At 72.9% G+C, this 25,541-nt stretch carries 29 protein-coding genes and 1 tRNA gene; 13 read left to right on the top strand and 17 right to left on the bottom strand.

Annotated elements, in window-relative coordinates; genetic code table 11:
* The first annotated feature begins 49 nt into the window (after nucleotides 1–49).
* Together ACU436_RS38520 and ACU436_RS38515 are read left to right on the top strand one after the other, a co-directional pair.
* Nucleotides 50–850 carry a class I SAM-dependent methyltransferase gene (locus tag ACU436_RS38520; protein ID WP_459032148.1) on the top strand — a complete coding sequence of 267 codons (801 nt, stop codon included), beginning with the start codon at nucleotides 50–52 and terminating at the stop codon, nucleotides 848–850.
* 323 nt (nucleotides 851–1,173) lie between these two features.
* Nucleotides 1,174–1,593, top strand: coding sequence for a hotdog fold thioesterase (locus tag ACU436_RS38515; RefSeq protein ID WP_459032058.1), 420 nt, complete (start codon nucleotides 1,174–1,176; stop codon nucleotides 1,591–1,593).
* 10 nt (nucleotides 1,594–1,603) lie between these two features.
* Here ACU436_RS38515 and ACU436_RS38510 read toward each other — a convergent pair whose 3' ends face one another.
* The 6 genes from ACU436_RS38510 to ACU436_RS38485 all read right to left on the bottom strand — a co-directional run bounded on the left by ACU436_RS38510 (nucleotide 1,604) and on the right by ACU436_RS38485 (nucleotide 7,485).
* Nucleotides 1,604–2,326 carry an ABC transporter ATP-binding protein gene (locus ACU436_RS38510; RefSeq protein WP_459032057.1) on the bottom strand — a complete coding sequence of 241 codons (723 nt, stop codon included), beginning with the start codon at nucleotides 2,324–2,326 and terminating at the stop codon, nucleotides 1,604–1,606.
* Complete coding sequence (locus ACU436_RS38505; RefSeq protein WP_459032147.1) at nucleotides 2,313–3,170, bottom strand: ABC transporter ATP-binding protein; 858 nt, start codon at nucleotides 3,168–3,170, stop codon at nucleotides 2,313–2,315. The genes ACU436_RS38510 and ACU436_RS38505 overlap by 14 nt, the downstream gene beginning before the upstream one ends.
* 74 nt (nucleotides 3,171–3,244) lie before the next feature.
* A complete protein-coding gene (locus ACU436_RS38500; RefSeq protein WP_459032056.1) occupies nucleotides 3,245–4,387 on the bottom strand; it encodes a branched-chain amino acid ABC transporter permease in 1,143 nt (380 codons plus the stop codon).
* The gene (locus tag ACU436_RS38495) at nucleotides 4,384–5,385 is read right to left on the bottom strand and encodes a branched-chain amino acid ABC transporter permease (RefSeq protein WP_459032146.1); all 1,002 of its coding nucleotides are present in this window, start codon (nucleotides 5,383–5,385) and stop codon (nucleotides 4,384–4,386) included. Before ACU436_RS38495 ends, ACU436_RS38500 begins: the two co-directional genes overlap by 4 nt.
* A gap of 94 nt (nucleotides 5,386–5,479) precedes the next feature.
* A complete protein-coding gene (locus ACU436_RS38490) occupies nucleotides 5,480–6,706 on the bottom strand; it encodes a branched-chain amino acid ABC transporter substrate-binding protein (protein ID WP_459032055.1) in 1,227 nt (408 codons plus the stop codon).
* A 146-nt stretch (nucleotides 6,707–6,852) separates the two neighbouring features.
* On the bottom strand, nucleotides 6,853–7,485 hold the full coding sequence (locus ACU436_RS38485; protein ID WP_459032054.1) for an ANTAR domain-containing response regulator: 633 nt from the start codon (nucleotides 7,483–7,485) through the stop codon (nucleotides 6,853–6,855).
* A 139-nt stretch (nucleotides 7,486–7,624) separates the two neighbouring features.
* Between ACU436_RS38485 and ACU436_RS38480 the strand changes: the two genes are divergently transcribed.
* From ACU436_RS38480 to ACU436_RS38470, 3 genes are all read left to right on the top strand, one after another.
* Nucleotides 7,625–7,699: transfer RNA gene (locus ACU436_RS38480), tRNA-Leu, on the top strand.
* A gap of 423 nt (nucleotides 7,700–8,122) precedes the next feature.
* Nucleotides 8,123–8,500, top strand: coding sequence for a hypothetical protein (locus tag ACU436_RS38475; RefSeq protein ID WP_459032053.1), 378 nt, complete (start codon nucleotides 8,123–8,125; stop codon nucleotides 8,498–8,500).
* A gap of 28 nt (nucleotides 8,501–8,528) precedes the next feature.
* Nucleotides 8,529–9,320, top strand: coding sequence for an SDR family NAD(P)-dependent oxidoreductase (locus ACU436_RS38470; protein ID WP_459032052.1), 792 nt, complete (start codon nucleotides 8,529–8,531; stop codon nucleotides 9,318–9,320).
* A 92-nt stretch (nucleotides 9,321–9,412) separates the two neighbouring features.
* On the opposite strand, the gene ACU436_RS38465 is transcribed toward ACU436_RS38470, so the two are convergent.
* Nucleotides 9,413–10,117, bottom strand: coding sequence for a DUF6319 family protein (locus ACU436_RS38465; protein WP_459032051.1), 705 nt, complete (start codon nucleotides 10,115–10,117; stop codon nucleotides 9,413–9,415).
* Between the two features lie 56 nt (nucleotides 10,118–10,173).
* Nucleotides 10,174–11,001 carry an NAD(P)H-binding protein gene (locus ACU436_RS38460; protein WP_459032050.1) on the bottom strand — a complete coding sequence of 276 codons (828 nt, stop codon included), beginning with the start codon at nucleotides 10,999–11,001 and terminating at the stop codon, nucleotides 10,174–10,176.
* A gap of 84 nt (nucleotides 11,002–11,085) precedes the next feature.
* Here ACU436_RS38460 and ACU436_RS38455 point away from each other — a divergent pair, with 84 nt between their 5' ends.
* The 5 genes from ACU436_RS38455 to ACU436_RS38435 all read left to right on the top strand — a co-directional run bounded on the left by ACU436_RS38455 (nucleotide 11,086) and on the right by ACU436_RS38435 (nucleotide 15,185).
* Entirely contained in the window at nucleotides 11,086–11,871 is a 786-nt protein-coding gene (locus ACU436_RS38455) for an AraC family transcriptional regulator (RefSeq protein WP_459032049.1), read from the top strand.
* 69 nt (nucleotides 11,872–11,940) lie between these two features.
* Entirely contained in the window at nucleotides 11,941–13,023 is a 1,083-nt protein-coding gene (locus ACU436_RS38450; RefSeq protein WP_459032145.1) for an LLM class flavin-dependent oxidoreductase, read from the top strand.
* Nucleotides 13,020–13,631 (top strand): FMN reductase, encoded by a 612-nt coding sequence (locus ACU436_RS38445; protein ID WP_459032048.1) that lies wholly within the window; start codon nucleotides 13,020–13,022, stop codon nucleotides 13,629–13,631. Before ACU436_RS38450 ends, ACU436_RS38445 begins: the two co-directional genes overlap by 4 nt.
* Entirely contained in the window at nucleotides 13,628–14,641 is a 1,014-nt protein-coding gene (locus ACU436_RS38440; RefSeq protein WP_459032047.1) for a sigma-70 family RNA polymerase sigma factor, read from the top strand. The genes ACU436_RS38445 and ACU436_RS38440 overlap by 4 nt, the downstream gene beginning before the upstream one ends.
* Nucleotide 14,642: 1 nt before the next feature.
* Nucleotides 14,643–15,185, top strand: coding sequence for a dihydrofolate reductase family protein (locus ACU436_RS38435; RefSeq protein WP_459032046.1), 543 nt, complete (start codon nucleotides 14,643–14,645; stop codon nucleotides 15,183–15,185).
* Here ACU436_RS38435 and ACU436_RS38430 read toward each other — a convergent pair.
* Both ACU436_RS38430 and ACU436_RS38425 read right to left on the bottom strand, forming a co-directional pair.
* Nucleotides 15,182–15,952, bottom strand: coding sequence for an SDR family NAD(P)-dependent oxidoreductase (locus ACU436_RS38430; RefSeq protein WP_459032045.1), 771 nt, complete (start codon nucleotides 15,950–15,952; stop codon nucleotides 15,182–15,184). The two genes, ACU436_RS38435 and ACU436_RS38430, sit on opposite strands and share 4 nt — an antisense overlap.
* Nucleotides 15,949–17,142 carry an MFS transporter gene (locus tag ACU436_RS38425; RefSeq protein WP_459032044.1) on the bottom strand — a complete coding sequence of 398 codons (1,194 nt, stop codon included), beginning with the start codon at nucleotides 17,140–17,142 and terminating at the stop codon, nucleotides 15,949–15,951. The genes ACU436_RS38430 and ACU436_RS38425 overlap by 4 nt, the downstream gene beginning before the upstream one ends.
* A gap of 122 nt (nucleotides 17,143–17,264) precedes the next feature.
* Here ACU436_RS38425 and ACU436_RS38420 point away from each other — a divergent pair, with 122 nt between their 5' ends.
* Nucleotides 17,265–17,843 carry a TetR/AcrR family transcriptional regulator gene (locus tag ACU436_RS38420; RefSeq protein ID WP_459032043.1) on the top strand — a complete coding sequence of 193 codons (579 nt, stop codon included), beginning with the start codon at nucleotides 17,265–17,267 and terminating at the stop codon, nucleotides 17,841–17,843.
* A gap of 23 nt (nucleotides 17,844–17,866) precedes the next feature.
* Nucleotides 17,867–18,352 (top strand): DUF309 domain-containing protein, encoded by a 486-nt coding sequence (locus tag ACU436_RS38415; RefSeq protein WP_459032042.1) that lies wholly within the window; start codon nucleotides 17,867–17,869, stop codon nucleotides 18,350–18,352.
* 24 nt (nucleotides 18,353–18,376) lie between these two features.
* Here the strand turns inward: ACU436_RS38415 and rnhA are convergent, their stop codons facing one another.
* On the bottom strand, nucleotides 18,377–18,835 hold the full coding sequence (gene rnhA / locus ACU436_RS38410; RefSeq protein WP_459032041.1) for a ribonuclease HI: 459 nt from the start codon (nucleotides 18,833–18,835) through the stop codon (nucleotides 18,377–18,379).
* A 188-nt stretch (nucleotides 18,836–19,023) separates the two neighbouring features.
* Nucleotides 19,024–19,863: an arylamine N-acetyltransferase family protein gene (locus ACU436_RS38405; protein WP_459032040.1), complete on the bottom strand. Its 840-nt coding sequence runs from the start codon at nucleotides 19,861–19,863 to the stop codon at nucleotides 19,024–19,026.
* Nucleotides 19,864–19,926: 63 nt separating this feature from the next.
* Here ACU436_RS38405 and ACU436_RS38400 point away from each other — a divergent pair, with 63 nt between their 5' ends.
* Nucleotides 19,927–21,042 (top strand): GNAT family N-acetyltransferase, encoded by a 1,116-nt coding sequence (locus tag ACU436_RS38400; protein WP_459032039.1) that lies wholly within the window; start codon nucleotides 19,927–19,929, stop codon nucleotides 21,040–21,042.
* Here the strand turns inward: ACU436_RS38400 and ACU436_RS38395 are convergent.
* The 5 genes from ACU436_RS38395 to ACU436_RS38375 form a co-directional block, all read right to left on the bottom strand.
* Nucleotides 21,023–22,162: an ABC transporter substrate-binding protein gene (locus tag ACU436_RS38395; protein WP_459032038.1), complete on the bottom strand. Its 1,140-nt coding sequence runs from the start codon at nucleotides 22,160–22,162 to the stop codon at nucleotides 21,023–21,025. The genes ACU436_RS38400 and ACU436_RS38395 overlap by 20 nt on opposite strands.
* 16 nt (nucleotides 22,163–22,178) lie before the next feature.
* Entirely contained in the window at nucleotides 22,179–22,988 is an 810-nt protein-coding gene (locus ACU436_RS38390; RefSeq protein ID WP_459032037.1) for an ABC transporter permease, read from the bottom strand.
* Nucleotides 22,985–23,746 (bottom strand): ABC transporter ATP-binding protein, encoded by a 762-nt coding sequence (locus ACU436_RS38385; protein WP_459032036.1) that lies wholly within the window; start codon nucleotides 23,744–23,746, stop codon nucleotides 22,985–22,987. The genes ACU436_RS38390 and ACU436_RS38385 overlap by 4 nt, the downstream gene beginning before the upstream one ends.
* Nucleotides 23,743–24,612: an ABC transporter permease gene (locus tag ACU436_RS38380; RefSeq protein WP_459032035.1), complete on the bottom strand. Its 870-nt coding sequence runs from the start codon at nucleotides 24,610–24,612 to the stop codon at nucleotides 23,743–23,745. The genes ACU436_RS38385 and ACU436_RS38380 overlap by 4 nt, the downstream gene beginning before the upstream one ends.
* A 180-nt stretch (nucleotides 24,613–24,792) precedes the next feature.
* Entirely contained in the window at nucleotides 24,793–25,530 is a 738-nt protein-coding gene (locus tag ACU436_RS38375) for an SDR family NAD(P)-dependent oxidoreductase (protein WP_459032034.1), read from the bottom strand.
* Nucleotides 25,531–25,541 lie beyond the last annotated feature (11 nt).

Genomic DNA, 25,541 nt, shown 5'->3' with positions numbered 1-25,541 from the left:
CGAAGCGCCGGCCGAGCGTCAGCGAGGCCGTGCGTTGAGCGCCGAGGAGATGTTGGGGACGGCCGGGGTGGCCCGCAGGGCCGCCGACGCGGCCGAGTCGGAGCGCGCCAGCCGGATGTGGTGGGACGCCGACGCCGACGACTACCTGGCAGAGCACGGCGGCGACATCGGCGACGCCGACTTCGTCTGGGGCCCGGAGGGCCTGCGGGAGGCCGACGCCGGGCTGCTCGGCGACGTGACCGGCCTGCGGGTGCTGGAGGTCGGGTGCGGGTCGGCGCCGTGCGCGCGCTGGCTCGCCGCCCACGGTGCGCACCCGGTGGCGCTGGACCTTTCCGCGTCGATGCTCCGCCACGCCGGCACCCTCGGCGTCGCCACCGGGCTCGCGGTGCCGCTCGTGCAGGCCGGCGCCGAGCACCTGCCGTTCGCCGACTCCTCGTTCGACGCCGCCTGCTCCGCGTTCGGCGCCGTGCCTTTCGTTGCCGAACCGCAACGCGTCATGCGCGAGGTCGCCCGGGTGCTGCGCCCCGGCGGGCGGTGGGTGTTCGCGGTCAACCACCCGATGCGCTGGATGTTCTCCGACGACCCGGGCCCCGACGGGCTCACCGTCCAGCAGTCGTACTTCGACCGCACCCCCTACGTCGAGGTCGATGCCGCGGGCCGCGCCACCTACGTGGAGCACCACCGCACGCTCGGAGACCGCATCCGCGACGTCGTGGCCGCCGGCCTGGCACTGGACGACCTGATCGAGCCGGAGTGGCCGGAGGACCGGGAGACGGTGTGGGGCCAGTGGTCCCCGCTGCGGGGCCGCTTGTTCCCCGGGACGGCGATCTTCGTGACGCACAAGGCGTAGCACGGCGGCTGTCGATCGCAAGATCGGCGATTCGCTGCACCCGCTGCTGCCCGGACGGCGATGAGCGCACCCGATCGGCGATCACCCGGTCATGATCGACGATTGGGCGCGTTCTCGTGTCGTTTCCGCCCGCTTTCGCGCCAAAGTATTGATCATGCCCGCGCACGGCGTCACCGGGGCGCAGATGCACGCGATCACCGTCCGCCCGTTCGCCCCGCTCCCCACGCCGGTCCGCGACGCAGCGCAGTAGCACGCGGCGCATTACCGCATCTTGCTGGGCGCCACCACCGTCCGCACCACCGGGACTGACATACAGTCCCGTGGTGCCGATCGACCCCGCTGACCTGACACTTCCCGACGCCCCCGAGCAGCTCCCCAAGCTGATGGGCATCGAGTTCGTCGCGCTGAGCCTCGACGAGGTGGTCGGCACGATGCCGGTGGCGGGCAACCGCCAGCCGTTCGGCCTGCTGCACGGCGGCGCCAACGCGGTGCTGGCCGAGACCCTCGGTTCCACGCTCTCGGCGCTGCACGCGCTCCCCGACCGGTTCCCGGTGGGCCTCGAGCTCGCCTGCACCCACCACCGCGCCGCCACCGAGGGCCTCGTCACCGGCGTGGCACGGCCGATCCACATCGGCCGCAGCACGTCGACCACCGAGATCGTGATCACCGACGCCGAGGGCAGGCGCACCTGCACGGCCAAGCTGACCTGCCTGCACCGCGACACCCGGCCGTCCGGGTTCTGACCCGGACGGCTCAGGCAACCCCGAGGTAGGCGTTGCGCACGGCCGGGTCCTCGAGCAGCTGACGGCCGGTGCCGTGCTGCACGACCCGGCCCGTCTCCAGCACGTACGCCCGGTGCGCCAGGGCCAGGGCCTGGCTCGCGTTCTGCTCCACCAGGAGCACCGTCGTGCCCTGCTCGGAGTTGATGTTCCTGATGATGCGGAAGATCTGCTGGATGATCTGCGGCGCCAGCCCCATGGACGGCTCGTCGAGCAGCAGCACCCGCGGCCGCGACATCAGCGCACGGCCGATGGCCACCATCTGCTGCTCGCCGCCGGACAGGGTGCCGCCCGCCTGGTCGCGCCGCTCCGCGAGGCGCGGGAACAGCTCGAACACCTGGTCCAGGTCCTCGCGGTACGCCGCCGTGCGCCGGTCCTTGCGGCTGTAGGCGCCCATGTCGAGGTTCTCCAGCACGCTGAGACCGGGGAACACGCCGCGCCCCTCGGGGGCCTGGCAGATCCCCCGCCGGACGCGCAGATCGGCCCGCAGGCGCGTGATGTCCTCACCCTCGAAGACCACCCGGCCCTCGCTCAGCGGGAGCAGCCCGGAGACCGCGCGCATCGTGGTGGTCTTGCCGGCGCCGTTCGCGCCGATCAGCGCCACGATCTCGCCGGCGTCCACGCTGACCGAGACACCGGCGAGCGCCTGGATGCGCCCGTAGTGCACGGCGATGCCGTCCAGCTCAAGCAGAGCCATCGTCGGGCACCCCCAGGTACGCCGCCACGACGGCGGGATCCTCGCGGATCGCGTCCGGCACGCCGTCCGCGATCTTCCGGCCGAACTCCAGGACGACGATGCGGTCGGTGACACCCATCACGACCCGCATGTCGTGCTCGATGACGAGCACGGTGTACCCGTCCTCCCTGATCTTGCGGATGAGGGCGACGAGATCGTCCTTCTCCGCGGGGTTGAAGCCCGCCGCGGGCTCGTCGAGGCACAGCAGCTTCGGCTCGGTGGACAGCGCACGCGCGATCTCCAGCCGGCGCTGGTAGCCGTAGGGCAGGTTGCGGGCCCGGTCGGCGGCGCGGTCGGCGATCCCGACGAACTCGAGCAGCGCCATCGACTTCTCGACGCCCGCCCGCTCCTCGGCGTAGTGCCGCGGGAAGCGGAGGAGCGCGCCCGGCACGCTCGTCCGGTGCCGGGCGTCGGTGCCCACCATGACGTTCTCGAGCGCCGTCATCTCGCCGAACAGCCGGATGTTCTGGAACGTCCGCGCGATCCCGAGCCGGGTGATGTCGAACCGCTTGCGACGGCTGATCGACTGCCCTTCCAGCAGGACGTCCCCCGACGTCGGGCGGAAGACCCCGGTCATCGCGTTGAAACAGGTGGTCTTCCCCGCGCCGTTCGGCCCGATCAGCCCGAGGATCTCGCCCCGGCGGATCGAGAACGACACGGCGTCGAGCGCGGTGAGGCCACCGAACCGCATCGTGAGGTCGCGCAGTTCGAGCAGCGTGTCGCCGACGCCGACGGTGATGTCCCGGTCGGTGGCGGCGGCCGCGGCCACCTGCTTCTCGTGCGCCGCCCGCTCCTGCGGTGTCATCCGCTGCAGCTCGGCGACCAGCCCGCCGTCCGGCGGGACGGCCCGGATCTCCTCGGTGGGCGGTTCCTGGGGGTTCACCGGACCACCCCGTCCGGATGGGTCTGCAGCGCGCTCTCGCTGCTGATCTGCTCCGGCTTGCCGATCAGGCGCTGGTAGGCCTGGCGCCCATAGGTCAGCAGCCGCTGGCGGGCGCCGAGCAGACCCTGCGGACGGAAGACCATCAGCACCATGATGGCGACACCGAAGATCAGGAACCGGTACTCGGCGATCACCTGGAACCGGTCCGGGATGTAGACGATGAGGAACGCACCCAACATCACCCCGACCTTGTTGCCCGACCCGCCGAGCACCACCGCCGCGAGGAACAGGATCGACGTGATGACGTCGAAACCCTGGCTGTTGATGAAGCCGACCTGCCCCGCGTAGATCGAGCCGGACAGCCCGCCGACGGCGGCGCCCATCGCGAAGGCCCACAGCTTGAACCGGAACGTCGGCACGCCCATGGCCTCGGCGGCGTCCTCGTCCTCCCGGATGGCCACCCAGGCCCGGCCCACCCGGCTGCGCTCCAGGTTCCCCACGAGCATCAGCACGACGATGATCACCGTGACGGTGAGCCAGTACCACGGGGTGCCGTCGGTGGAGTTGAACACCGCCGAGCCGTCCGCGCGGGTGGCCTCGGGTCCCGGAATGGCGGCGAAACCACGCTGACCGCGCAACGGGTCGAGGTTGTCGGCGAGCAGGCGGACGATCTCGCCGAACCCGAGCGTGACGATCGCGAGGTAGTCGCCGCGCAATCGAAGCGTTGGCGCCCCGAGTATCAGCCCGGAGACGGCGGTGACCGCCATGGCGATCGGGACGCAGATCAACCACGGGTAGCGCGAGTTCAGGAACGAGTCGGGGCTCGACAGCACCGCCGTGGTGTAGGCGCCCACGGCGAAGAACCCCACGTACCCGAGGTCGAGCAGACCCGCCTGGCCGACCACGATGTTCAGCCCGATCGCGATCAGCGCGATCCGGGCGGCGTTGAACAGCGTGATCTGGAAGTCCGTGCCCGGCTCGGTGGTGAGCAGCGGCGGGTTGAGCACCGGCAGCAGGTAGATCAGCACGACCGCGGGGATGATGACCGCCCACTGCTGCCAGCGGTCCAGCGATCCCCACCAGTCGCGCAGGCGGGTGCCGAACGGGACCTTCGTCATGGCGACGTCCGGGGCGCTCATGCGCGGGCCTTCGTGAGGGACTCGCCGAGGATGCCGGTCGGCCGGAACATCAGCACGATGATCAGCAGCACGAACGCGATGACGTCGCGCCATTCGCCACCGAAGAAGGACTGGCCGTAGTTCTCGACGACGCCCAGCAGCAACCCGCCGAGGAGCGCGCCACGCAGGTTCCCGATCCCGCCGAGCACCGCCGCCGTGAACGCCTTGATGCCGAGCAGGAAGCCGCCGTTGTAGATCGCGGCCGCCGGGATCGTCATCAGGTAGAACAGCGCCGCCGCACCGGCCAGCACGCCGCCGAGCAGGAACGTGAGCATGAAGACCCGTTCCCGGTTGACGCCCATCAGCGTGGCCGTGTCCGGGTCCTGCGACACCGCCCGGACACCCCTTCCGAGCCGGGTGCGGTTGACGAACGTCTCGGCGACGACCATCAGCAGGATCGCCGCGGCGAACGTCATGAGCTGGATGTTCGTGACCCGCGCGCCGAAGACCTCGAACACCTCGGTCGGCCGCAGCAACCGGATCGAGGGTTGCGCATTGCCGCCGAGGAAGATCAGGAAGATCTGCTGGATCGCGAACGAAGCCCCGATGGCCGTGATCAGGAAGACCAGTCGGGGGGCGCCGCGCTTGCGCAGCGGCCGGTAGGCGATCCGCTCCAGCAGCACCGCGGAGCCGCCCGACGCCACCATCGCCATCAACGCGGCGAGCAGCAGCGACCCGATCAGGGCGACGAGCCCCGGCTCGGCCGTCTCGCCGGGCGCGTAGCCGAGGCCGAGGAACGTGAAGTAGGCGGCGAAGATGCCGATGACGAAGATCTCGCTGTGGGCGAAGTTGATCAGCTTGAGGACGCCGTAGACCAGCGTGTAACCGATGGCCACCAGGGCGTAGATGGAGCCGTAGGACAGGCCGTCGATGGTGTTGTCCCAGAACCGGTCGATCAGCAACTCGAAGTTGAAGTCGACCAGCGGGTCCTGCGCGAGCACGCTCGTGACGTGGGTGATCACAGGGTGTTTCCCGTCTTCACGTGACAGAGGCGCGGTCCCGGGGCCTGGCCCGGGACCGCGCGTCCGCCACCACTTCCGTTGGTGCCTATTCCTAGTCGATCGGCGACAGCCGCTGGATCTGGCCGTCCTTCACGACGTAGCTCCACACCGGGGTCTCGCTCAGCTCACCGGTCTCGTTCCACTTGAAGTGCTTGGTCAGGCCCTGCCCGTCGTAGTTCTTCACGAAGTCGAGCAGCCCGGCGCGGTCGGCGATGCCCTGGTCGAGCCCGCGCAGCATGATCGTGGTGGAGTCGTAGGCCTCCGCCGAGTAGGTCTGCGGGTCGACGTTGAAACGCGCCTTGTAGGCGTCCGTGAACTCCGGGAACACGTCACCGGGCAGGCAGGGGCACGTCATGTAGACGCCCTCGGAGGCCTCTCCCGCGTTCTCGACGAAGATCGGGTCCTTGACCCCGTCCGGCACGACGAGGTCGGCCTCGACGCCCGCGTCGCGCAGCTGCTGCGTGAACGGGGCGCCCTCGGCGTAGTAGCCGGCGAAGAAGATCGCGTCGGGGGACGCCGACTCGATCGTGCCGATCGCGGCCGAGAACTCCGTCTGCCCGGTCTTGATCTCGTCGTCGCAGGTGGCCTTGTCACCGAGGGCCTTCGTCAGCTCGCTGGCCAGGCCCTGCCCGTAGGCGCTGTCGTCGCGGATGACGCAGACGCTCTGCGCGCCGAGGGTGTCGGTGATGAAGCGGGCGGCGGCCGGCCCCTGCACCGAGTCGTTGCCCAGGCCGCGGAAGAAGTGCTTCCAGCCCTTCGTCGAGAGGTCGGGGCGCGTCGCCGACGGGGTCACCCCGACGAGGCCCGCCTCGGACAGGGCCGGGCCGACGGCCTCGGACTCGCCGGAGAACGGCAGCCCGACGACCCCGAGGATCGACGGGTCGTTGATGGCGGCGACCGTGGGAGCGAGCGCGGTCTGCGGGGAGCCTGCGGTGTCGAACTCCTTGTAGGAGACCTGGCAACCGGCGTTGGCGTCGTTGTGCTCCTCGATGGCGAGCTCGACCGCCTGCTTGATCGCGATGCCCAGCCCCGCGTTCTGACCGGCGATCGTGCCGATGTACGCGATCGACGGGTCGCCGCTGCACTGCCCCTGACCGTCCCCGGCCGGGAGCTCGGCGTTCGCGGGCGGCGTGAACGGCGCCTGCGTCGGCTCTGCACGCTGCTCCTGTGTCGGGGCGGAACCACCGGTATCACCGCCACCGCCGCCGCCGCACGCCGAGAGCACCAGGGCTCCGGTCAGCGTCGCGGCGAGCGCGAGCACCTTCCGATTCCGACTCATGTCCATGTCCTTCCGTACCGCCCCCGGACTCCCCGCGGGACCGCTCCCCGTTCCGGGAGACGGGCGGACGTTAAGGGAAAGCGATGGACAGAGTCATCATCGGCGGCGCGTCCTTTACCGGACCGCAACGTTCATGGCTTGGGCCGTCAGGCCTTCGGAGCGGCCAGCCCGTCCACGATGGCCTCCGCCACCGCCTTCATCGTGGTCCTGCGGTCCATCGCCGTGCGCTGGATCCACCGGAACGCCTCGGGCTCGCTCATGCTCTGCCGCGTCATGAGCAGGCCCTTGGCCCGGTCGACGGTCTTGCGGGTCTCGAGCCGCTCGGTGAGCGTGGCCACCTCGTCCTCGAGCGCCCGCTTCTCCGCGAACCGGGACACCGCCAGCTCGATGGCCGGCACCAGCTCGTGCCGCGCGAACGGCTTGACCAGGTACGCCATCGCGCCCGCATCCCGCGCCTGCTCGATCAGGTCGCGCTGGCTGAACGCCGTGAGCATGACGACCGGCGCGATCTTCTCCTCGACGATCGACCCGGCGGCCGCGATGCCGTCCACCTTCGGCATCTTCACATCCATGATCACGAGGTCCGGCCGGAGCTCCCGGGCGAGCTCGACGGCCTGCTCGCCGTCACCGGCCTCACCCGCGATGACATAGCCTTCCTCGGTCAGCATCTCCGTGAGGTCGAGGCGGATCAGTGCCTCGTCCTCCACCACGAGCACGCGCAGACCGGCGGCCGGTCGGGCCTCGTCCGCGGACTGCTGCTCGGACACCTGCTGGCTCACAGGGCTGCTCTCCTTCGCCGGGGGGGTCGTGCCGGAAGGATTCAGAATACCGGCTGGTCGCGGTGCCGAACTGTGATCCCGCCGATCGTCACGGGTCGGCAGGCGACCGCAAACCCATCCACGATAGAGTTCGCCGACCGCCCCCGTAGCCCAATCGGCAGCAGGCAGCGCTCTCAAACAGCGTCCAGTGTGGGTTCGAATCCCACCGGGGGCACGGTGCGCGACCGAAATCGTCGGTGGCGGACGGGACACTGCCTACGTGTACGACGCCGAGGTGCGCCGAGCCGCACTGGCGGCCGTCCGCTCCGGCCAGAGCCTCTCCGCTGTGAGCAGAGCCACCGGGATCAGCCGCTCGGCGATGCGCAGCTGGCGCGACGGACTGCAGGGAACCCGGGCATCGGAGTGCCCACGCTGCGACCCGGCCAGGGAGAAGCCTGGTCCGGGTTCGGCATACGCGTACCTCCTCGGTCAGTACCTGGGTGACGGCACGCTCAGCCAGGGCCGAGGGAACGTGTGGTCCTTGCGAATCGCGTGCGCCGACGCGTGGCCCGCGATCATGGCGGAATGCACGCAGGCGATCCGCGCGCTTCGGCCGAACAACACGGTGAGTCACCTGCACCGACAGGGATGCACCTACGTGACCGCACGCTGGAAGCACTGGCCCTGCCTCTTCCCCCAGCACGGTCCGGGCATGAAGCACACCCGGTCCATCGTGCTGGAACCTTGGCAGGACGAGCTCGTCGATCAGCACACCGGGGCGTTCCTGCGCGGTCTGTTCCACTCCGACGGATGCCGGATCACGAACTGGGCACCCCGCAAGTCGGCCGGGGACGCGCGGCGCTACGAGTACCCCCGCTACTTCTTCACCAACAAGTCCGAGGACATCCTCGCCCTCTGCAGCGTTTCCCTCGACCTGCTCGGCGTCGCCCACCGCTTCCCGCGGCCCGACACGATCTCGGTGGCCCGCCGGGAGGCCGTGGCCGCGCTGGACGTGGTCGTGGGCCCGAAGAGCTGACCCGATCGGGCTCGCTAGCCTCCGGGGCATGCCTACTGCCCTCGTGACCGGTGCCAGCCGCGGGCTCGGATCCGCCTTCGCCGGACGGCTCGCCCGCGACGGCCACGACCTCGTGCTGGTGGACCGCGACCAGACCGGGCTGGAGCGCGTCGCGACGTTCATCCGCGGGACGGGGCGGTCGGTCGACGTCCTGGTGGCCGACCTGAGCAGCGAGAAGGGCCTGGCCGCGGTGCAGGCCCGGCTCGAGGACCGGGAGCGGCCGGTCGACCTGCTCGTGAACAACGCGGGCGTCAGCGGCGAGACCGAGTTCACCGTGGCCGACGTCGCGAAGCTGCAGGCCGAGATCGACATCAACATCACCGCGCTGATGCAGCTGACCCGCTCCGCGCTGCCCGGCATGATCGACCGGAACCGGGGGGCGGTGATCAACGTGTCGAGCTTCGCCGGGTACCTCGCCGGCCGGGGTGACGCGTACGCCGCGAGCAAGGCGTGGGTGCTGACGTTCAGCGACACGGTGGCGGCGTCGCTGGAGGGCACCGGCGTCCGCATGATCGCGCTCGTGGCGGGGCAGCTGCAGAATGCGATGTTCCCCGCGCCGGCGGACGCGTCGCGCAACGGGCTGGACCCGGCCGGCGTGGTGGACACCTGCCTCTCCGACCTCGCGAAGGGCCGCACCCTGTCGGTGCCGGGATGGCGCTACCGGGCCGTGGTGGACGTGCTCGAGCTGCCGCGCCGCACCCTGCGCACCGCGGCCAAGCTGGCCGGCAAGGGCCGCGCCCAGGCGGGCGTCCTGCGCAAGCCGGTGGGCCCGCACTCCTGAGCTCCGCGCTCACACACCAACTTCGGCGCTCACACACCAACTGCAGTTGGTGTGCCGGCACCACGGTTGGTGTGTGAGCGGCGGGGCGGGCGTCAGTTCGACAGGTCCTGCAGGGCCTGCTGCGCGGCGTCCAGCTCGGCGCGCAACCGCTCCACGCGCTCGATCTGCCGCTGCCGCGCCGCCGCGAGGGACGACTCGATCGCCGCCGCCACGGCGCCGGGCAGTGACCGGGCGGCCTTCGCGACCTCGGCGGGTTGCACGGGCGTGGGGCGCACGGTGCGCTTGCGGCCGGTGACGACCTCGACCGTCCACTCGCCGTCGGCGGTGCTGTTCAACGTGACGGTGACCTCGACCGGGCGGGCGGCGGGACGGGCCCGCGCCGGCTTCTTCTCCTCAGCGGGCGGCGCCGAGCCGTTGCGCGCCGGCACCTCCCGCGGCGGGGCCGGGGTCTCCCGGCGGGCCGGCGCAGGCGGCGGCACCGGCCGGGCGGCCGGTGGAGGGGCAGCCGGTGCAGGGACAGCGGCCTGCGCCGGGGCCTGCTTCGCCCGCCGCCGCGGCGGGCGCGTGCGGGTGAGCTCGTTGGGTGAGCAGAACACCGTGTCCTTGGTGCCGGTTGGCCGGATCTCGACGAAGTCGCCCTCGGCGGGCTCGCCGATCGACACGATCTTCGCCGAGCCCCCCACCGGGACACCGACGGCGGCGGCCGTGAACCACACCGGGAACGACCGGTCCTCCGCCAGCTCGGCGCGTGCCGCTGCCAGGTCCTGCTCCGACAGCGCTGCCGGTGCCTCCGCCATCCGTGGGCTCCCCTCACTCGATCGGTGCGCATCATGCCTGGACGCACCGACAGGGATCAGCCCGCCCACGCCCCCGTGGGTGCGATGTGCGCCACCCAGTCGGCGAACGAGCGCGGCGGGCGGCCCAGCACGTCCTCGACTCCGCTGGTGGGAGCGGCGAGGTGCCCGTCCCGGAGGACCTCGAACATGCCACCCAGCTCGGCGACCCACTCGTCCGGGAGCCCGGAGGCGCGCAGCTCGTCCGCGTAGGCGGCCGGGGTGAGCTCCTCGTAGCGGATCGGCCGGCCCGCGGCGGCGGCGATGGCAGCCACCGCGTCGGCGAAGGTGGGGGCGGTGGGCCCGGTGAGCTCGAGCGTCCGCCCCGCGTAGCCGTCGGCGACCAGCAACCGGGCCGCGACGGCAGCCACGTCGTCGACGTCGACGAACGGCTCGGGCACCCCGCCGGTGGGCAGGGCGAGCCGGCCGGCGAGCAACGATCCGTGCCACAGGTCCTCGGTGAAGTTCTGCATGAAGTTGCTGGCTCCCAGGATCGTCCAGCTCAGGCCGCTGCCGCGGACGACGTCCTCGGCCGCGGCCATGGCGTGCCCGAAACGGCCGTACCACACCTCGCTCGCCCGGCCCGAGAGCAGCACGACCCGCTCGACGCCGGCCTCCTGCACGAGGTCGACGAACGACGGGAGCGGGGTGGGGTCCTCCGGGGGGACGAGGTACAGCGCGCCGGCCCCGTCGGCCACGGCGGGCCAGGTGCGCGGGTCCGTCCAGTCGAACCGGACCTCCGCGGACCGGGACGCGGCCCGCACCTGGTGCCCGGTGGCGCGCAGCGCCGTGACCACGCGCCGGCCCGTCTTGCCGCTCGCGGCCAGCACCGAGATGTCTGGGTTCATGCCGCCCAGTGGATCTCGCGGCCACCGGCAGCGGCCATGTTCGCGCGTCCGCGGGGGATGTGGGGACGTCTATGCTCCGCAGGTGTGACGGTCCTGGAGACCCTGCTCCGTGGGATCCGGACCCACGAGGGTGCGGTGGTCCGCGCCCGGCTCGGCCCCGGGGAGGGGTACGCCGTTCCCGTGGATTCGCCGCTCGTGCTGTGCGGCGTGGTGGCCGGCGAGGTCACGGTGGCGGACGAGCCGCTCCCCGCCGGTGGCGTCGCGATGATCCAGCCGGGCGCCGCCGTCACGGTCCTGGCCGGTGACGCGGGTGCCTCCCTGCTCGTCTGCGGGTACCGGTCGCGCGCCGGTGGTGTCCGGCTGACGAGCGCGCTGCCGCCGTCCGCCGTCGTCCCGCCCGACGAGCCGGACTGCATCACGCTGCTCGAGCTGCTCGACCGCGGTTGCGACGGTCCGTCCGTGGTCCGGGACCGGCTGCTGGACTGGCTCCTCACCTGCACGCTGCACGCCTGGTTCGCCACGCGCGCGCCCGGGCGGCCGGGGTGGTTCGCCGCGCTGGCCGACCCGGTGGTCGGGCCCGCCCTCGAGGCCCTGCACGCCGAGCCGGCCCGCCGCTGGACGGTGGAGGAGCTCGCGGCGCGGGGCGGGGCCGGGCGGGCGGCCTTCGCGAAGAGGTTCCGCGAGCTCGTCGGGGACGCGCCGCTGTCCTACCTGCGGAGCTGGCGGATGACGCTCGCCGCCGAGTACCTGGCTGACCCGGACGTCACGGTCGGGGCGGTGGCGCGCCGCGTCGGGTACTCGGACGCCTTCACGTTCAGCGCGGCGTTCAAGCGGGAGCGGGGTGTGGCACCGAGCACGGTGCGGGCATGAACTCGGCGTCCCGCGCGTTGGGGCGGGTGATTGCAGACGCAACTACCGGAGGCAGGGATCGAGATGGGGATGCAGATCGGCGTCTTCTCCGTCGGCGACGTCACGCCCGACCCGACGAACGCCCGCACGCCCACCGAGGCCGAGCGGATCAAGGCGATGGTCGCCGTCGCGCTGAAGACGGAGGAGGTGGGCATGGACGTCTTCGCGACCGGCGAGCACCACAACCCGCCGTTCGTGCCCTCCTCACCCACCACGATGCTCGGCTACATCGCCGCGCGCACGAAGCGGCTGCAGCTGTCGACGGCCACCACGCTGATCACCACCAACGACCCGGTGAAGATCGCCGAGGACTACGCGATGCTGCAGCACCTGTCCGACGGGCGCGTCGACCTGATGCTCGGCCGCGGCAACACCGGACCGGTCTACCCGTGGTTCGGCAAGGACATCCGCGACGGCATCCCCCTTGCGGTCGAGAACTACGCGCTGCTGCGCAGGCTGTGGCGCGAGGACGTCGTCGACTGGGAGGGCAGGTTCCGGACGCCGCTGCAGGGCTTCACGTCCGTACCGCGGCCACTGGACGGGGTGCCGCCGTTCGTCTGGCACGCCTCGATCCGCAGCCCGGAGATCGCGGAGCAGGCCGCCTTCTACGGTGACGGCTTCTTCCACAACAACATCTTCTGGGACGCGGGGCACGTCCGGCGGATGGTGCAGCTGTACCGGCGCCGGTTCGAGCACTACGGCCACGGCTCGGCCGACCAGGCGATCGTCGGGCTCGGCGGGCAGGTGTTCATGCGGAGGAACTCCCAGGACGCCGTGCGCGAGTTCCGGCCGTACTTCGACAACGCGCCGGTCTACGGCCACGGCCCGTCGCTCGAGGACTTCTCCGAGCTCACCGCCCTCACGGTCGGCAGCCCGCAGCAGGTCATCGACAAGACGCTGACGTTCCGCGAGCTGGCGGGCGACTACCAGCGCCAGCTGTTCCTGATGGACCACGCCGGCCTGCCCCTGAAGACCGTCCTCGAGCAGCTCGACATGCTGGGCGAGGAGGTCGTGCCGGTGCTGCGCAAGGAGTTCGCGGCGCGCCGGGCGGCGGGCGTCCCGGACGCGCCGACCCACGAGAGCCTGAAGGCGGAGCAGGAGGTGGCGGTATGACCACGCTGACCGTCGTGAGCGCGGGCGTCGGCGTCCCGTCGTCCACGCGGCTGCTCGCCGACCGGCTCGCGGCCGCCACCACCGCGGCGCTGGCCGAGCACGGCGTGCACGCCGCGATCGAGGTCGTGGAGCTGCGCGAGCACGCGCACGAGCTGGTGGACGCCGTGCTCACCGGCTTCGTCGCGCCGGGCCTGCGCCCGGTCGTGGACGCGGTGGTGGGCGCCGACGGGCTGATCGCCGTCACGCCGACGTTCTCGGCGTCCTACAACGGCCTGTTCAAGCTGCTCTTCGACGCCCTCGAGGACGGCGTGCTCGACGGCAAGCCGACCTTGATCGCGGCGACCGGCGGCAGCGGCCGGCACTCCCTCGCCCTGGAACACGCGGTGCGCCCGCTGCTCGCGTACCTGCACGCGGTGGTCGTGCCCACCGCGGTGTTCGCGGCCCCGGAGGACTGGGCGGGCGGGGCCGCGGGTGTGCCGGCGCTGGACCGGCGCATCGCGCGGGCCGCGGGTGAGCTCGCCGACCTCGTCGCCGCCCGGCCCGGCACCGCCGCGCCCGACCCGTTCGAGGACCCGGTCCCCTTCGAGCAGCTGCTGCGCGGCGAGTGAACATCGAGCACGACTCGTTCGCGGCGATGGTGGAGACCCATCGCCGCGAGCTGCGCGTGCACTGCTACCGGATGCTCGGCTCGTTCGACGAGGCCGAGGACCTGGTGCAGGAGACCTTCCTGCGTGCCTGGAAGGGCATCGGCACGTTCGAGGGCCGCTCCGGCCTGCGCGCCTGGCTGTACCGGATCGCCACGAACGCCTGCCTCGACGCGCTCGGCGGCCGGGCGCGCCGGGTGCTGCCGCAGGATCTGCGGCCACCGTCGGACGCGGGCGTCGCGTTGGCGGCGCGCACCGACATCCCGTGGCTGCAGCCGTTCCTGGACCGGCTCGCACCCGACGACACGGAGCCGGGCGCCGCGGCCGTCGCGCGGGAGACGATCGAGCTGGCCTTCCTGGTGGCCATCCAGCACCTGCCGCCGCGGCAGCGGGCGGCGTTGCTGCTGCGGGACGTGCTCGGCTGGCGGCCGGGCGAGATCGCGACCGTGCTGGAGGGCAGTGTCGCCTCGGTCAACAGCGCGTTGCAGCGGGCGCGGGCGGCGCTGCGCGAACACCTCCCCGCTCGCCGGGCCGACTGGACGCCCTCCGCCCGGCCGACCGCGGAGGAGCGTTCGGTGCTGCGCCGCTACATGGCCGCGATGGAGAGCGCCGACCCCGACGCGCTGGCCGCGCTGCTCGCCGAGGACGTGCGCACGGCGATGCCCCCGTGGCCGATGTGGTTCCGCGGCCGCGACGCGATGGTCGCGGCGCTCCGCGCGAGCTGGGCCGCGGACGGGCTGGGCTACCGCTTCCGGATGCTGCCCGCCAGGGCGAACGGGCAGCCCGCCGTGGCGACGTACCTGCGGACGGGGGAAGACCCCGACCACCGCGCGTTCGCGATCTCGGTGCTGCGCATCGAGGACGGACTCGTCACCGAGGCCATCGCGTTCCACGACACGCACCTGTTCCCGGCGTTCGGGCTGCCGCTGCTCCTGCCCGCCGATGACGTTCCCGGCGCCGCGCCGTCTCCATGACATGGCAAAGCTCCTGTACTCGGCCACCATGTCGCTCGACGGGTTCATCGCGGGCCCGGGCGGGGACATGTCCTGGCTCACCCCCTACCTCGAACCGAACCCGGTCGTCGACGAGCTGATCACCCGAGTCGGGGCGGTCCTCGCCGGCGGCCGCACGTTCCGCGGTGACGACCCGCACGCCGGCACCGAGGCGGCGGGCGAGGTGTTCGGCGGCGGCTGGGAGGGCCCGCAGTTCGTGCTCACCCGCAAGCCCCCGCCGGACCCGGTTCCCGGCGTGACGTTCGTGACCGACGTCGGGGATGCGGTCGCCGCCGCGCGGGCCGCGGCGGGCGACGGCTACGTCGACGTGCTCGGCGCCGAGACGGCGCGCTCGTGCCTGGATGCGGGCGAGCTCGACGAGGTGCTGACGTTCGTCGCCCCGGTGCTGCTCGGCGACGGCGTGCGGCTCTTCGACCGTCCCGGGGGCACCCACGTCCGGCTGGAGCGGATCGACGTCGGCACCGCCCCGCTGTCGACGCACATGTGGTTCCGGGTGAGTTGCTAGGACGTTGCCGGCGGGCCGAGCAGCAACCCGCCGTTGACCTCCAGCGTCTGACCGGTCACCCACCGGCCGTCGTCGGAGGCGAAGAACGCCACGGCGTCGGCGATGTCGGCGGGCTGCCCGTGCCGGCCGAGCGCGACGATGTTCGCGACGCCGCGAGCGGCCTCCGGGCTCTCGGTCAGCCAGGCGTTCATGTCCGTCTCCGTGATGCCCGGCGAGACCGTGTTGACGGTGATCCCCCGCCGGCCCTCGGTCTGCGCGAGCGAGCGGGTGAGCACGTTCAGCGCACCCTTGCTCATGCTGTAGACGAGGTCGGGCGTGGCGAACCACGTCACGCCGGACGAGACGTTCACGATCCGGCCGCCGTCCGGCATCAGGGGCAGCGCCCGCTGGACGACGAAGAGCGGCGCGCGGACGTTCACCGCGAACAGCCGGTCGAAGGCGTCCGGGGTGGCGTCCTCGATCGTCCCCGAGGGGTCGATGACCGCCGCGTTGTTGACCAGGATGTCGAGCGGGCGCCCGGCGAGGCCGTCCCGCAGGGCGCTGAACAGGGTCTCCGGCCCGGCGGTCTCAGCCAGGTCTGCGCGCAGCGAGAAGGCGTGCCCGCCGGCCTCCTCGATCGCGGCCACCGTCCGCGCGGCGGCCGTCTCGTTGCTGGCGTAGTGCACGGCGACGAGCGCGCCGTCGGCGGCCAGCCGCTCGGCGATCGCGCGGCCGATGCCGCGGGAGGCGCCGGTGACGAGGGCGGTCCGTCCGGTCAGGTCGGTCATGCCGAGGCTCCTTCGGTCTGCGTGGCGGGGGTGGGACGGAGTGCCGCGGTGGCCCACGCGGCCGGCAGCGCCAGGGCGGTGACCACGAGTCCGGTGATCACGGGACCGCCCGCGCCGTAGGCGTCGAGCGTCCAGCCGCCGGCGAGGGCGCCGAGCGCGATCCCGGCGTTGAGGGCGGACGCGGGCAACGTGGCGGCGAGGTCGCGGCCGGGTCCGGCGAGCTCGAGGACGCGGTACTGCAGGGAGGGCACGAGCCCGATCCCGACGACCCCCCAGGCGACCAGCACGATCACGACGAGCACCGGGATCGCCGCGACGAAGTGCAGCAGCGCGAGCGCGACCACCAGGGCGGCGTTGCCGAACACGAGGGCCCGGGTGGCACTGCGGTCGGCCGCCCACCCACCGGCGAAGACCCCGATGGCCGTGGCCACGCCGTAGGCGAGCAGGAACGCGCTCACCGCGCCGCTGGAGACGCCGGTGCGCTCCTGCAGGAACGGCGTGATGTACGTGAGCACGGCGTACTGGCCACCGAGGATCAGCAGCCCGGTCCCGAGCACGGCCAGCACCCGGGGTGCGAAGGCGTACCGGGCCTGCACGGACGCGCGTCCGCCACCGGTCGCGGCCACCGCCGGGATGATGCGCAGCAGCGCGAGCAGCGCGCCCAGTCCGAGCACGGCGACCCCGACGAAACCGGCCCGCCAGCCCATCCCCTGCCCGACCAGCGTGCCCAGCGGGACGCCCACGGCCGTCGACACCGAGATCCCGCCGAGCACGATCCCGATCGCGCGCCCCGTGCGCTCCGGTGGCACCAGCGCGCCCGCGACGGCGAACGCGACGCCGATGAACAGGCCGTGCAGCGAGCCGGCGGCGAACCGGGCCGTGAGGAAGACCGCGGCGCTCGACGTGGCGAGCGGAGCGGCGGTGGCGACGACGTACCCGGCGAGCGCCCAGGCGAGCACCGCACGCCGGTTCGAGCGGATGGTCAGGGCCGTCAGGATCGGCCCGCCGATTGCGATGCCGAGTGCGTACGCGGTGACCGCCGCTCCCGCGGTGCTCACCGGCACCTCGAGGTCGGCGGCGATCAGGTCGATCACCCCGACGACGAGCAGCTCGGCGCTGCCCATCACGAACGCCGCCGCGAAGAGCGCGGCGAGGGCCGGGCCGGATCTGGTGTTCCCCGGGTCGTTCATGACCCCGCCTCCAATGTTAGGGATCGTTCCCTATCGGGAAGCTAGGCCGGTGTCCACAGCGGCGGCAAGGAGGTGTGACGCAGAACGCTAGGGAACGATCCCTAACAGGGTAGGGTGGTGCCATGGCCCGAGCGGGAACGGCGACGCGACGCAGCTCCGCGGAGACGCGCGAGCACGTCCTGGAGGTGGCGCACGACCTCTTCTACTGGCAGGGCATCCGCGCCATCGGAGTCGACCGGATCGCGGCGGAGGCCGGGGTGGCCCCCACCACCCTCTACCGGCTCTGGGCCTCGAAGGACGACCTCGTCGCGGCGTACGTCGAGCGGGCCGACCACGCCTACCGCGAGTGGTTCGACGCCGCGCTCGGCGACGGGAGCCCGCGGGAGCGGATCCTCTCGCTGTTCGACGAGCTCGCCGTGCAGACGCAGCCCGACCGCTGCCGGGGCTGCCCCTTCCAGATGGCGCTGACCGAGTTCCCCGCCCCCGAGGTGGCCGCACACCGCAACGCCGCCGCCAACAAGGCCTGGGTGCGCGGGCGGCTCGGTGAGGTCACCGCGGAGCTGCCCGACGGCGCGGCGCTCGCCGATCAGCTCGCGCTCCTCATGGAGGGGGTCTACGCGTCCGCGCAGGCCCTCGGGGCCGAGGGGCCCGCGCGGAACGCCCGGGCGCTCGCCGAGGCCATGCTGCCGCCCGAGTCCTGAGCGGTCGTGGCACGGTGTTCCTCGTGGACACCACGCGCGACCGCGACCCGTCCGGACGCCCCCGCAACTCCCGACCCCGCGACGCGGCGGGGCGGCCGCTCCCCCGCGGCGCCGAGGGCGTCGAGCGGGTGCCCGAGGACCTCGTGCTCAGCGCCGACGAGAGCGTCACCGAGGCGCAGCGCCTGCTCGACGCCGGGCTGCCGTTCCCGGCCCACGACGTGCTGGAGGCCGCGTGGAAGGCCGCGTCGGACGAGGAGCGGGAGCTCTGGCGCGGGCTCGCCCAGCTCGCGGTCGGGCTGACGCACGCGCAGCGGGGCAACGTGCGCGGCGCGGCGTCGCTGCTCGACCGCGCCGCGTACCGGATCGGCTGCTGGGCCGCACCCGCACCCGCCGGCCTGGACATCGCAGGCCTCCAGGCGCACGCCGAGGCCCTGGCCCGGAAGATCGAGCGGGACGGGCTGGGCGGCCTCTCCGACGCCGACCTTCGGCCCCGCCTGCGCGGCGCCTGACCCCCGGGCGCGGGAGAGCCGCGCTCAACCCGGCACGCGGCCGGCGGCCTCCGCCACGCCGCGCACGGCGAGCCGGTCGGCGCGCTCGTTCTCCGGGTGCCCGGCGTGGCCCTTCACCCAGTGCCACTCGACCTCGTGGCGCGCCGCGGCCTCGTCGAGCCTGCGCCAGAGGTCGGCGTTCTTCACCGGGGTCCTGGCCGACGTCGTCCAGCCGTTCGCCTTCCACCTGGGCAGCCAGCCGAGGATCCCGTTGCGCACGTAGGTGCTGTCGGTGTAGACGCGAACCGCGACGGGCCGGGTGAGGGTCTCGAGCGCCCGGATGGGGGCCATCAGCTCCATCCGGTTGTTGGTCGTCGGCCCGGCGTCACCGCCGTGGAGCTCCTTCTCGACGGTTCCGTAGCGCAGCACCGCACCCCAGCCGCCGGGACCGGGATTGCCGCTGCACGCGCCGTCGGTGTAGATCTCGACGACGCGGTCCGGCACCGGCACACGATATCGGCCTCGGCCAGGAGGGTCCTGAACGGCTCCGGCCGTAGCGAGCGGCGTCCAGGTGGTGTCATCGTAAGGCGGACGTTCGCGCCGATACCGCTGTTGTATCGGTGCGGACGTCCAACGCGGCGAGGGCGCCGCCTGGGCGTCGCGCAGTAGGCCCGAGTTGTTCAGGGCGCTCCTTAGGGCCCCTCGAAGAGCCGCCCGACCGCGGTCTCCAGGTCGGGGAGGCCGGACGTGTCGATCAGGAACGTCTCCTCGAGGACCTTGCGGATCTCGGCGGGCGACTCCAGCTCGCGACGCTCGGTGGGGCCGCCGAGGTGGTGCACGGCGAGGCTCGTGTTGCCGAGGGCGTACCGGCGGTCGGGCTCCGGCCGGGCGCTCATGATCCCGCTCAGGAAGTGCGACCGCGGGTGGTGGCACAGGTACCAGTTCGAGACCTCGTAGTCGGCGAGGAGCTGCTCGGTGAGGTCGAACCAGTACAGCGGCCGCCACTCGCCGCCCACCCGCGCCTGCATGACGTAGCCCGCCCGCTCGGCCGCCACCAGCCGGAACGGCTCGTGCGGGGTGTCCTGCTCGACGTCCGGTTCCAGCGCGAGCACGCCGGTGAGCGTCAGCCCGCCGAAGCCGACGTCGACGAGGTGGGGTCCCTCCGGCAGGTCGACGCGCACCAGCATGTGGCTGCGCGGTGTCGGCGGCGCGTCGACCGGGCGGCTCCACAGCACCCGGGCGGCGAGGCACGTTGTGGCGTAGCCGAGCGCGTCGAGGGCCCTGCTGAGCAGCAGGTTCTGCTCGAAGCACCACCCGCCGCGGCGGCCGTGCACGAGCTTCGCGGTGAGCGGGTCCGGGTCGAGGGCCACCTCGCGGCCGGTGAACGCGTCGAGGTTCTCGAACGGGATCGACCGCGTGTGCCCGGCGATGACGCGCCGCAGCGTCGGGAGGTCCGGGCTGGTGGCGACGGCGACGCCGATCCGGTCGAGGTACGCGGCGAGGCCGGTGTCGGTCACGGCAGCGGTGGTCATCCCCCCATCCTCCCGGCGCGGAAGTCGGTGTGCGAGCGCGGCCGCGTCGGCGATCATTGGTGGGTGCGAGCACCGACCCTGACCGACGGAGTGGTGACACTGCGGGCCCACACCGCCGCCGACCTGGACGGCCTGCTGGCGCTCGCCCGCGACCCGGAGACCGTCCGCTGGACGCGCATCCCGCACCCGTACGGCCCGGCCGACGCGCGCCGGTGGATCGAGGAGACGGTTCCCGCGGGATGGAGCGACGGCACGGCGGCGCGGTGGGTGGTGGAGGCGGGCGGGCGGTTCGCCGGCAACGTGGACGTCCACCCGGGATCGCCCCCGTTCGTCGGCTTCGGGCTCGCTCCGGAGGCACGCGGGCGCGGGCTGATGTCCCGGGCGTTGCGGCTGGCGGCGCGCTGGGCGTTCGCGGAGGCCGGGCTTCCGGTGCTGCACTGGTGGGCGGAGGTGGGCAACTTCGCGTCCTGGCGGGTGGCCCACGCGTGCGGCTTCACGTTCGAAGGCACCCGCCGGCTGACCCTGCCGCGCCGCGACGGCCTCGCCGACGGCTGGTTCGCCTCGCTCACCCCGGGCGAGGACATGACGCCACGCACCACGTGGTGGCCGCCGGCCGAGCTGCGGGGACAGCGGGTGCGGCTGCGCCCGCACACCGAGGCCGACCTGCCGCGGATCGCCGAGGCGTGCTCGGATCCGCGCAGCCGCCACTGGCTGCCGACGCTCCCGCACCCCTACCCGGTCGAGTCGGCCCGTGCGTTCGTCCTCGGCTGCCGGCTCGGCGAGTCCCTCGGGCAGAAGGTGACGTGGGCGGTGGCCGACCGGGACGACGACCGGCTGCTCGCGAACGTCTCCGTCTTCCGGCTCGACGACACGATGAACCCCACCGCCGGCGAGATCGGCTACTGGGCCCACCCGGACGCCCGCGGCCGTGGCGTCGTCGGCGAGGCGGTCGACCTCGTCGTCGCGCACGCCTTCGCGCCCCGCGAGGAGGGCGGGCTGGGCCGCCACCGGTTGCAGATCGGCGCCTCGCGGGACAACGGGGCCAGCCGGCACGTCGCCGAGCAGGCCGGCTTCACCCTGGTCGGTGAGGTGCACCAGGACGCCGTCGTCGGCGTCGGCGAGGACCGAACGCTCGACGACGGCGTCTGGTACGAGCTGCTCAGGCGCCACCCGGGTTGAGCGTCACCTGGGTGGGCTCGTAGTCCGACCCGACGGTGTCGACGCCCTCGGCCTTCAGCACGTCGAGGGCCTGCTGCACGTAGGTGTTGGTGTGGGCCTCGGCGTCGGGGTCGCGGGTGAGCACGGTCTGCCCGTCGGCGTTGACGGCGGTGCGCGCCACCTGCACCGTCTGGGCCCAGGCGGCATCGTCGATCACGCCGGCGCCGGCGGGTGCCGGCCAGATCAGCTTGTTCACCTCGTTGACCTGCCACAGCTGGTGGCTGGCGCCGAGGGTGGAGCCGGCGGCCACCACCATGTCCCGGCAGGACTCGACGTTGTCCCGGCAGTAGGCCCAGCCCTTGATCGACCCGGCGATGAACTTGCTGGTGAGCTCCTGGTAGGCCGGGTCCTGCAGGCGGTCGGTGCTCGCCCAGATCGCGTCCTGCAGCATGGCGGTGCCGGCCTCGTTCCAGTCGATGATCGAGAAGTCGGTCGGCTGGTAGAGCCGGCCGGTGGCGGGGTTGGTGGCCTCCAGCACCTGCGCGTACTCGTTGTAGGACATGGCCTGCGCGGCGTCGATCTCGCCGGAGAGCAGCGCCTGCATGTCGAACTGCTGCTGCACCAGCGTGACGTCCGAGGCGGGGGTGAGCCCGGCGCTCGTCATGCCGGCGAACAGCTCGAACTCGTTGCCGAAGCCCCAGTTGCCGACCTTCTTGCCCTTGAGGTCCGCGGACGTCCTGATCCCCTTGTCCGCGAAGGACACCTGGTAGGTGCCGGAGCGCTGGAAGATCTGGGCGACGTCGGTGATCCCCGCGCCCTGCTCCCGCGAGGCGAGGGCCTTCGGCACCCAGGCGATCGCGAAGTCGGCCTGGCCCTGCGCGAGCACGGTCTGCGGGACGATGTCGACCCCGCCCTCCAGGATCTGCACGTCCAGGCCGCGCTCGGAGTAGAAGCCCTGTTCGACGGCGGCGATGTAGCCGGCGAACTGGCCCTGGGTGAACCACTGCAGCTGCAGCTTGACCTGCTGCGGCCCGTCGCCTGCCGGGGCCGTGCCGCCGCCCTCGGGCGTGACGCTGCAGGCGGTGGCCGCCAGGAGGAACGCGGCCGCCAATGCGAGGCGGTGGATGGCGGAACGGGGCATCGGGACCTCCGGCGTTTCAGGCGGTGCGACCGCGGGTCACCAGGCGCTCGACGAGCACCCCGGCCAGGTGGAACAGCAGCCCCAGTGCGATCGAGGCGGCGACGAAGGCCCACGCGCGGGCGTAGGCGGTGTTGGCGGCGGCCGCGGTGATCCGGCTGCCCAGCCCGTTCTGCAGGCCGCCGAAGTACTCGGCGACGATCGACGCGATCACCGCCGCGGGGGCGGCGAGCCGCAGCCCGGTCATGATGTAGGGCACGGCGCCGGGCAGCCGCACGAAGCGCGCGTGCTGCCACGGCGTGGCGGCGAGCGCCGTCATGAGCTCGGCGTGCACCGGCTGGACCTGCCGCAGCCCGCGTGCGGTCGCGACGAAGACCGGCACCGTGACCACGACCGTCACGACGAGCTGGCGCGGGATCTCGGTGGCCGAGCCGAACATCGTGGTGAACACCGGTGCCAGCGCGACGATCGGGACGGCGCTCGCGGCCAGCACGACCGGGGTGGCCAGCTCGCCGAAGATCCGCGACCCGGCGGCGAGCAGCGCCAGCGCGACGCCGGCGACGAACCCCGCCACCAGCCCGACGAGGGCGTTGCCGCCGGTCACCGCGGCCGTCGAGAGGATCACCGTGAACTGGGCGCCGATCTGCTCGCCGATCGCGCTCGGCGTCGGCAGCAGGAAGGCCGGCACGCCGGCGACCCGGACCACCAGCTCCCACAACGCCAGCAACCCGACGCCGAACGCGACCGGAGGCCACACGTTCCCGAACCCGCGCGGGCCGCGCCGCGGGCCGGCCTCGACCCCGGACGCGCCCGGCACCGCCCGCGTCACGGGTGCCCCTTCCGCAGCGCCTCGCGGACGGTCGTGATCGCCGTGAAGAACGCGCTCGACTCGCGCACGTCGTCGACGTCCTGGTCGGCGCCGGGCCGTTCCCCCTTGACCACCTCGGTGATGCGGCCGGGCCGCGGCGACATCACGACCACGCGGTCGGACAGCACCACCGCCTCGGGTATCGAGTGCGTGACGAACAGGACGGCGGCCTCGGTCTCGCCCGCGATGCGCAGCAGCTCGGCCTGCATCCGCTCGCGGGTCATCTCGTCGAGCGCGCCGAACGGCTCGTCCATCAGCAGCAGCCGCGGGCTGGGCGCGAGAGCCCGGGCGATCGCCACGCGCTGCTGCATGCCCCCGGACAGCTCGCTCGGCCGCGCCGCCGCGAACTCGTCCAGCCCCACCAGCTCCAGCAGCTCGGTGGCCCGGGCCCGCCGTCCGGCCTTGTCGACCCCGTGGACGTGCAGCGGGAGCTCGACGTTCTCGACCACGCTGCGCCACTCCAGGAGGCCGGCCTGCTGGAAGGCGATCCCGTAGTCCTGGTCCTGCCGGGCCTGGCGCGGGGTCTTCCCACCGACCAGCACGCGGCCCGACGTGGGCTGCTCCAGGTCGGCCACCACGCGCAGCAGGGTGGACTTCCCGCACCCGGAGGGCCCGATGAGCGAGACGAACTCGCCGGCCGCGAGCTCGAGGTCGATGCCGTCCAGGGCGTGGACGTCACCGAAGCGCTTCTGCACGCCGGACAGCAGCACGGCGGTCATCGCACGCTCCCCCGGTAGCGGCGCAGGCCGAGGTCCAGCAGGCTCACCACACCGGCCGCGACGAGCCCGAGCACGGCGGCGCCGAGGATCGCGGTGTAGAGGCGGGACGGGTCGCCGGTGGCCGACCGCGCGTACTCGATGATCAGGCGGCCGATTCCCCCGCGGGTGCCGGTGGAGATCTCCGCGACGATCGCCCCGACCACCGCCGCCGCTGCCGCCAGCCGCACCGCGGGCAGCAGGAACGGCACGGAGGAGGGCAGCCGCAGCCGCAGCACCGTGGTCCACCAGCCGGCGGCCATCGTCCGGAACAGCTCGACGTCCGCCTTCACGGGCGAGTTCAGGCCCCGCAGCATCCCGACCGCGATCGGGAAGAACGCCAGGTAGGACGAGATCACCATGACGCTCGCCCACGGCTGCCACGCCCAGCCCATGATCGCGATCTTGCCGCCCCACCCCACGACGAGCGGGGCGATCGCGATCAGCGGCACCGTCTGCGAGGCGACGACGTACGGCAGCGCCGCCCGCTCCAGCAACCCGAACCGCTGCATCGCCAGCGCCAGCAACATCCCGAGCACACCGCCGAGCACGAGCCCGCCCAGTGCGAGGCCGAGGGTGAACAGCGCCCCGGACGCGACGGCCGCCCCGACCGTGCGCGCGTCCGCCGCACCGGACACCTCGGGCTCGAAGAGCCGCCCCAGCACCGTCCAGACGTGCGGCATCGCCGAGTCGTCGGTGCGGGGCAGGATGCGGGTGTCGCCGACCAGCACGCCGTCTCCGGGCAGCAGGAGCTTGGCCAGCTCCCACAGCGCCACCAGAATCGCGAACGCCACCACGGCGGCGACGACCGCGCGCGCCCGACCGACCATCCCGCGCTCCCCTCAGACCGGGTGATCCTCTGAGCAGGGCATGACCGTAGCGTCACGGAGGCTTTCCCCATAGGGCTCGAACTCCCGAACCCTGCGGTCGCACACCAACACGGGTGCTCACACACCAACTGCAGTTCGTGTGCCGGCGCCACAGTTGGTGTGTGAGCGCATCTCGGCGGGCTACCGCGGCATCCGGCGCCACAGCGCGCGGGGGGCGTGGCGCAGCACGGCGAACACCGGCCGCAGGACCTTCGGCACCCACACCTCGCCGCGCCCCGCGCGCAGGGCGGCGACGGTGGCGTCGGCGACCTGGTCCGGCGTGGACGAGAAGGGGGCCGGGGTCATGCCCTCGGTCATCCGGCCGATCACGAACCCCGGCCGGACCAGGAGCAGCCGGACGCCGGTGCCGTGCAGGGAGTCGGCCAGCCCGCTCGCGAACCCGTCGAGGCCCGCCTTGGCCGAGCCGTACACGAAGTTGGCGCGGCGCACCCGCGCCCCGGCGACCGAGGAGAACACGACCAGCGTGCCGGCAGCCTGCTCGCGCAGGATCGTGGCGAGGTGCAGGAGCACGGCCACGTGCGCGACGTAGTCGGTGTGCACGATCTCCACGGCGTGCGCCGGGTCGCGCTCGGCCTGCGCCTGGTCGCCGAGGATCCCGAACGCGACCACGACGACGTCGAGGCGGCCGTGCCGGCGAACGACGTCCAGCAGCACGCCGCGGTGGTTGTCGAGGGCGTCGGCGTCGAACTCGACGCGGTCGACCGCCGCCGCCCCGGCATCGCGCAGGATCTTCTCCTCGGCGTCGAGGTCGGCGCTGCGCCGGGCCGCGAGCACCACGGTGTTCCCCGCCGCGATCCGCTGCGCCACCGCCAGCCCGATCTCGCTGCGTCCGCCGAGCACGAGGATGGTCTCCGCCATCCGGCGAGCCT

This window comes from Pseudonocardia wallangbongensis, assembly GCF_054486945.1.
Note: the sequence above shows the minus strand (reverse complement) of the source record. Positions and strands in the feature narration are given on the sequence as shown.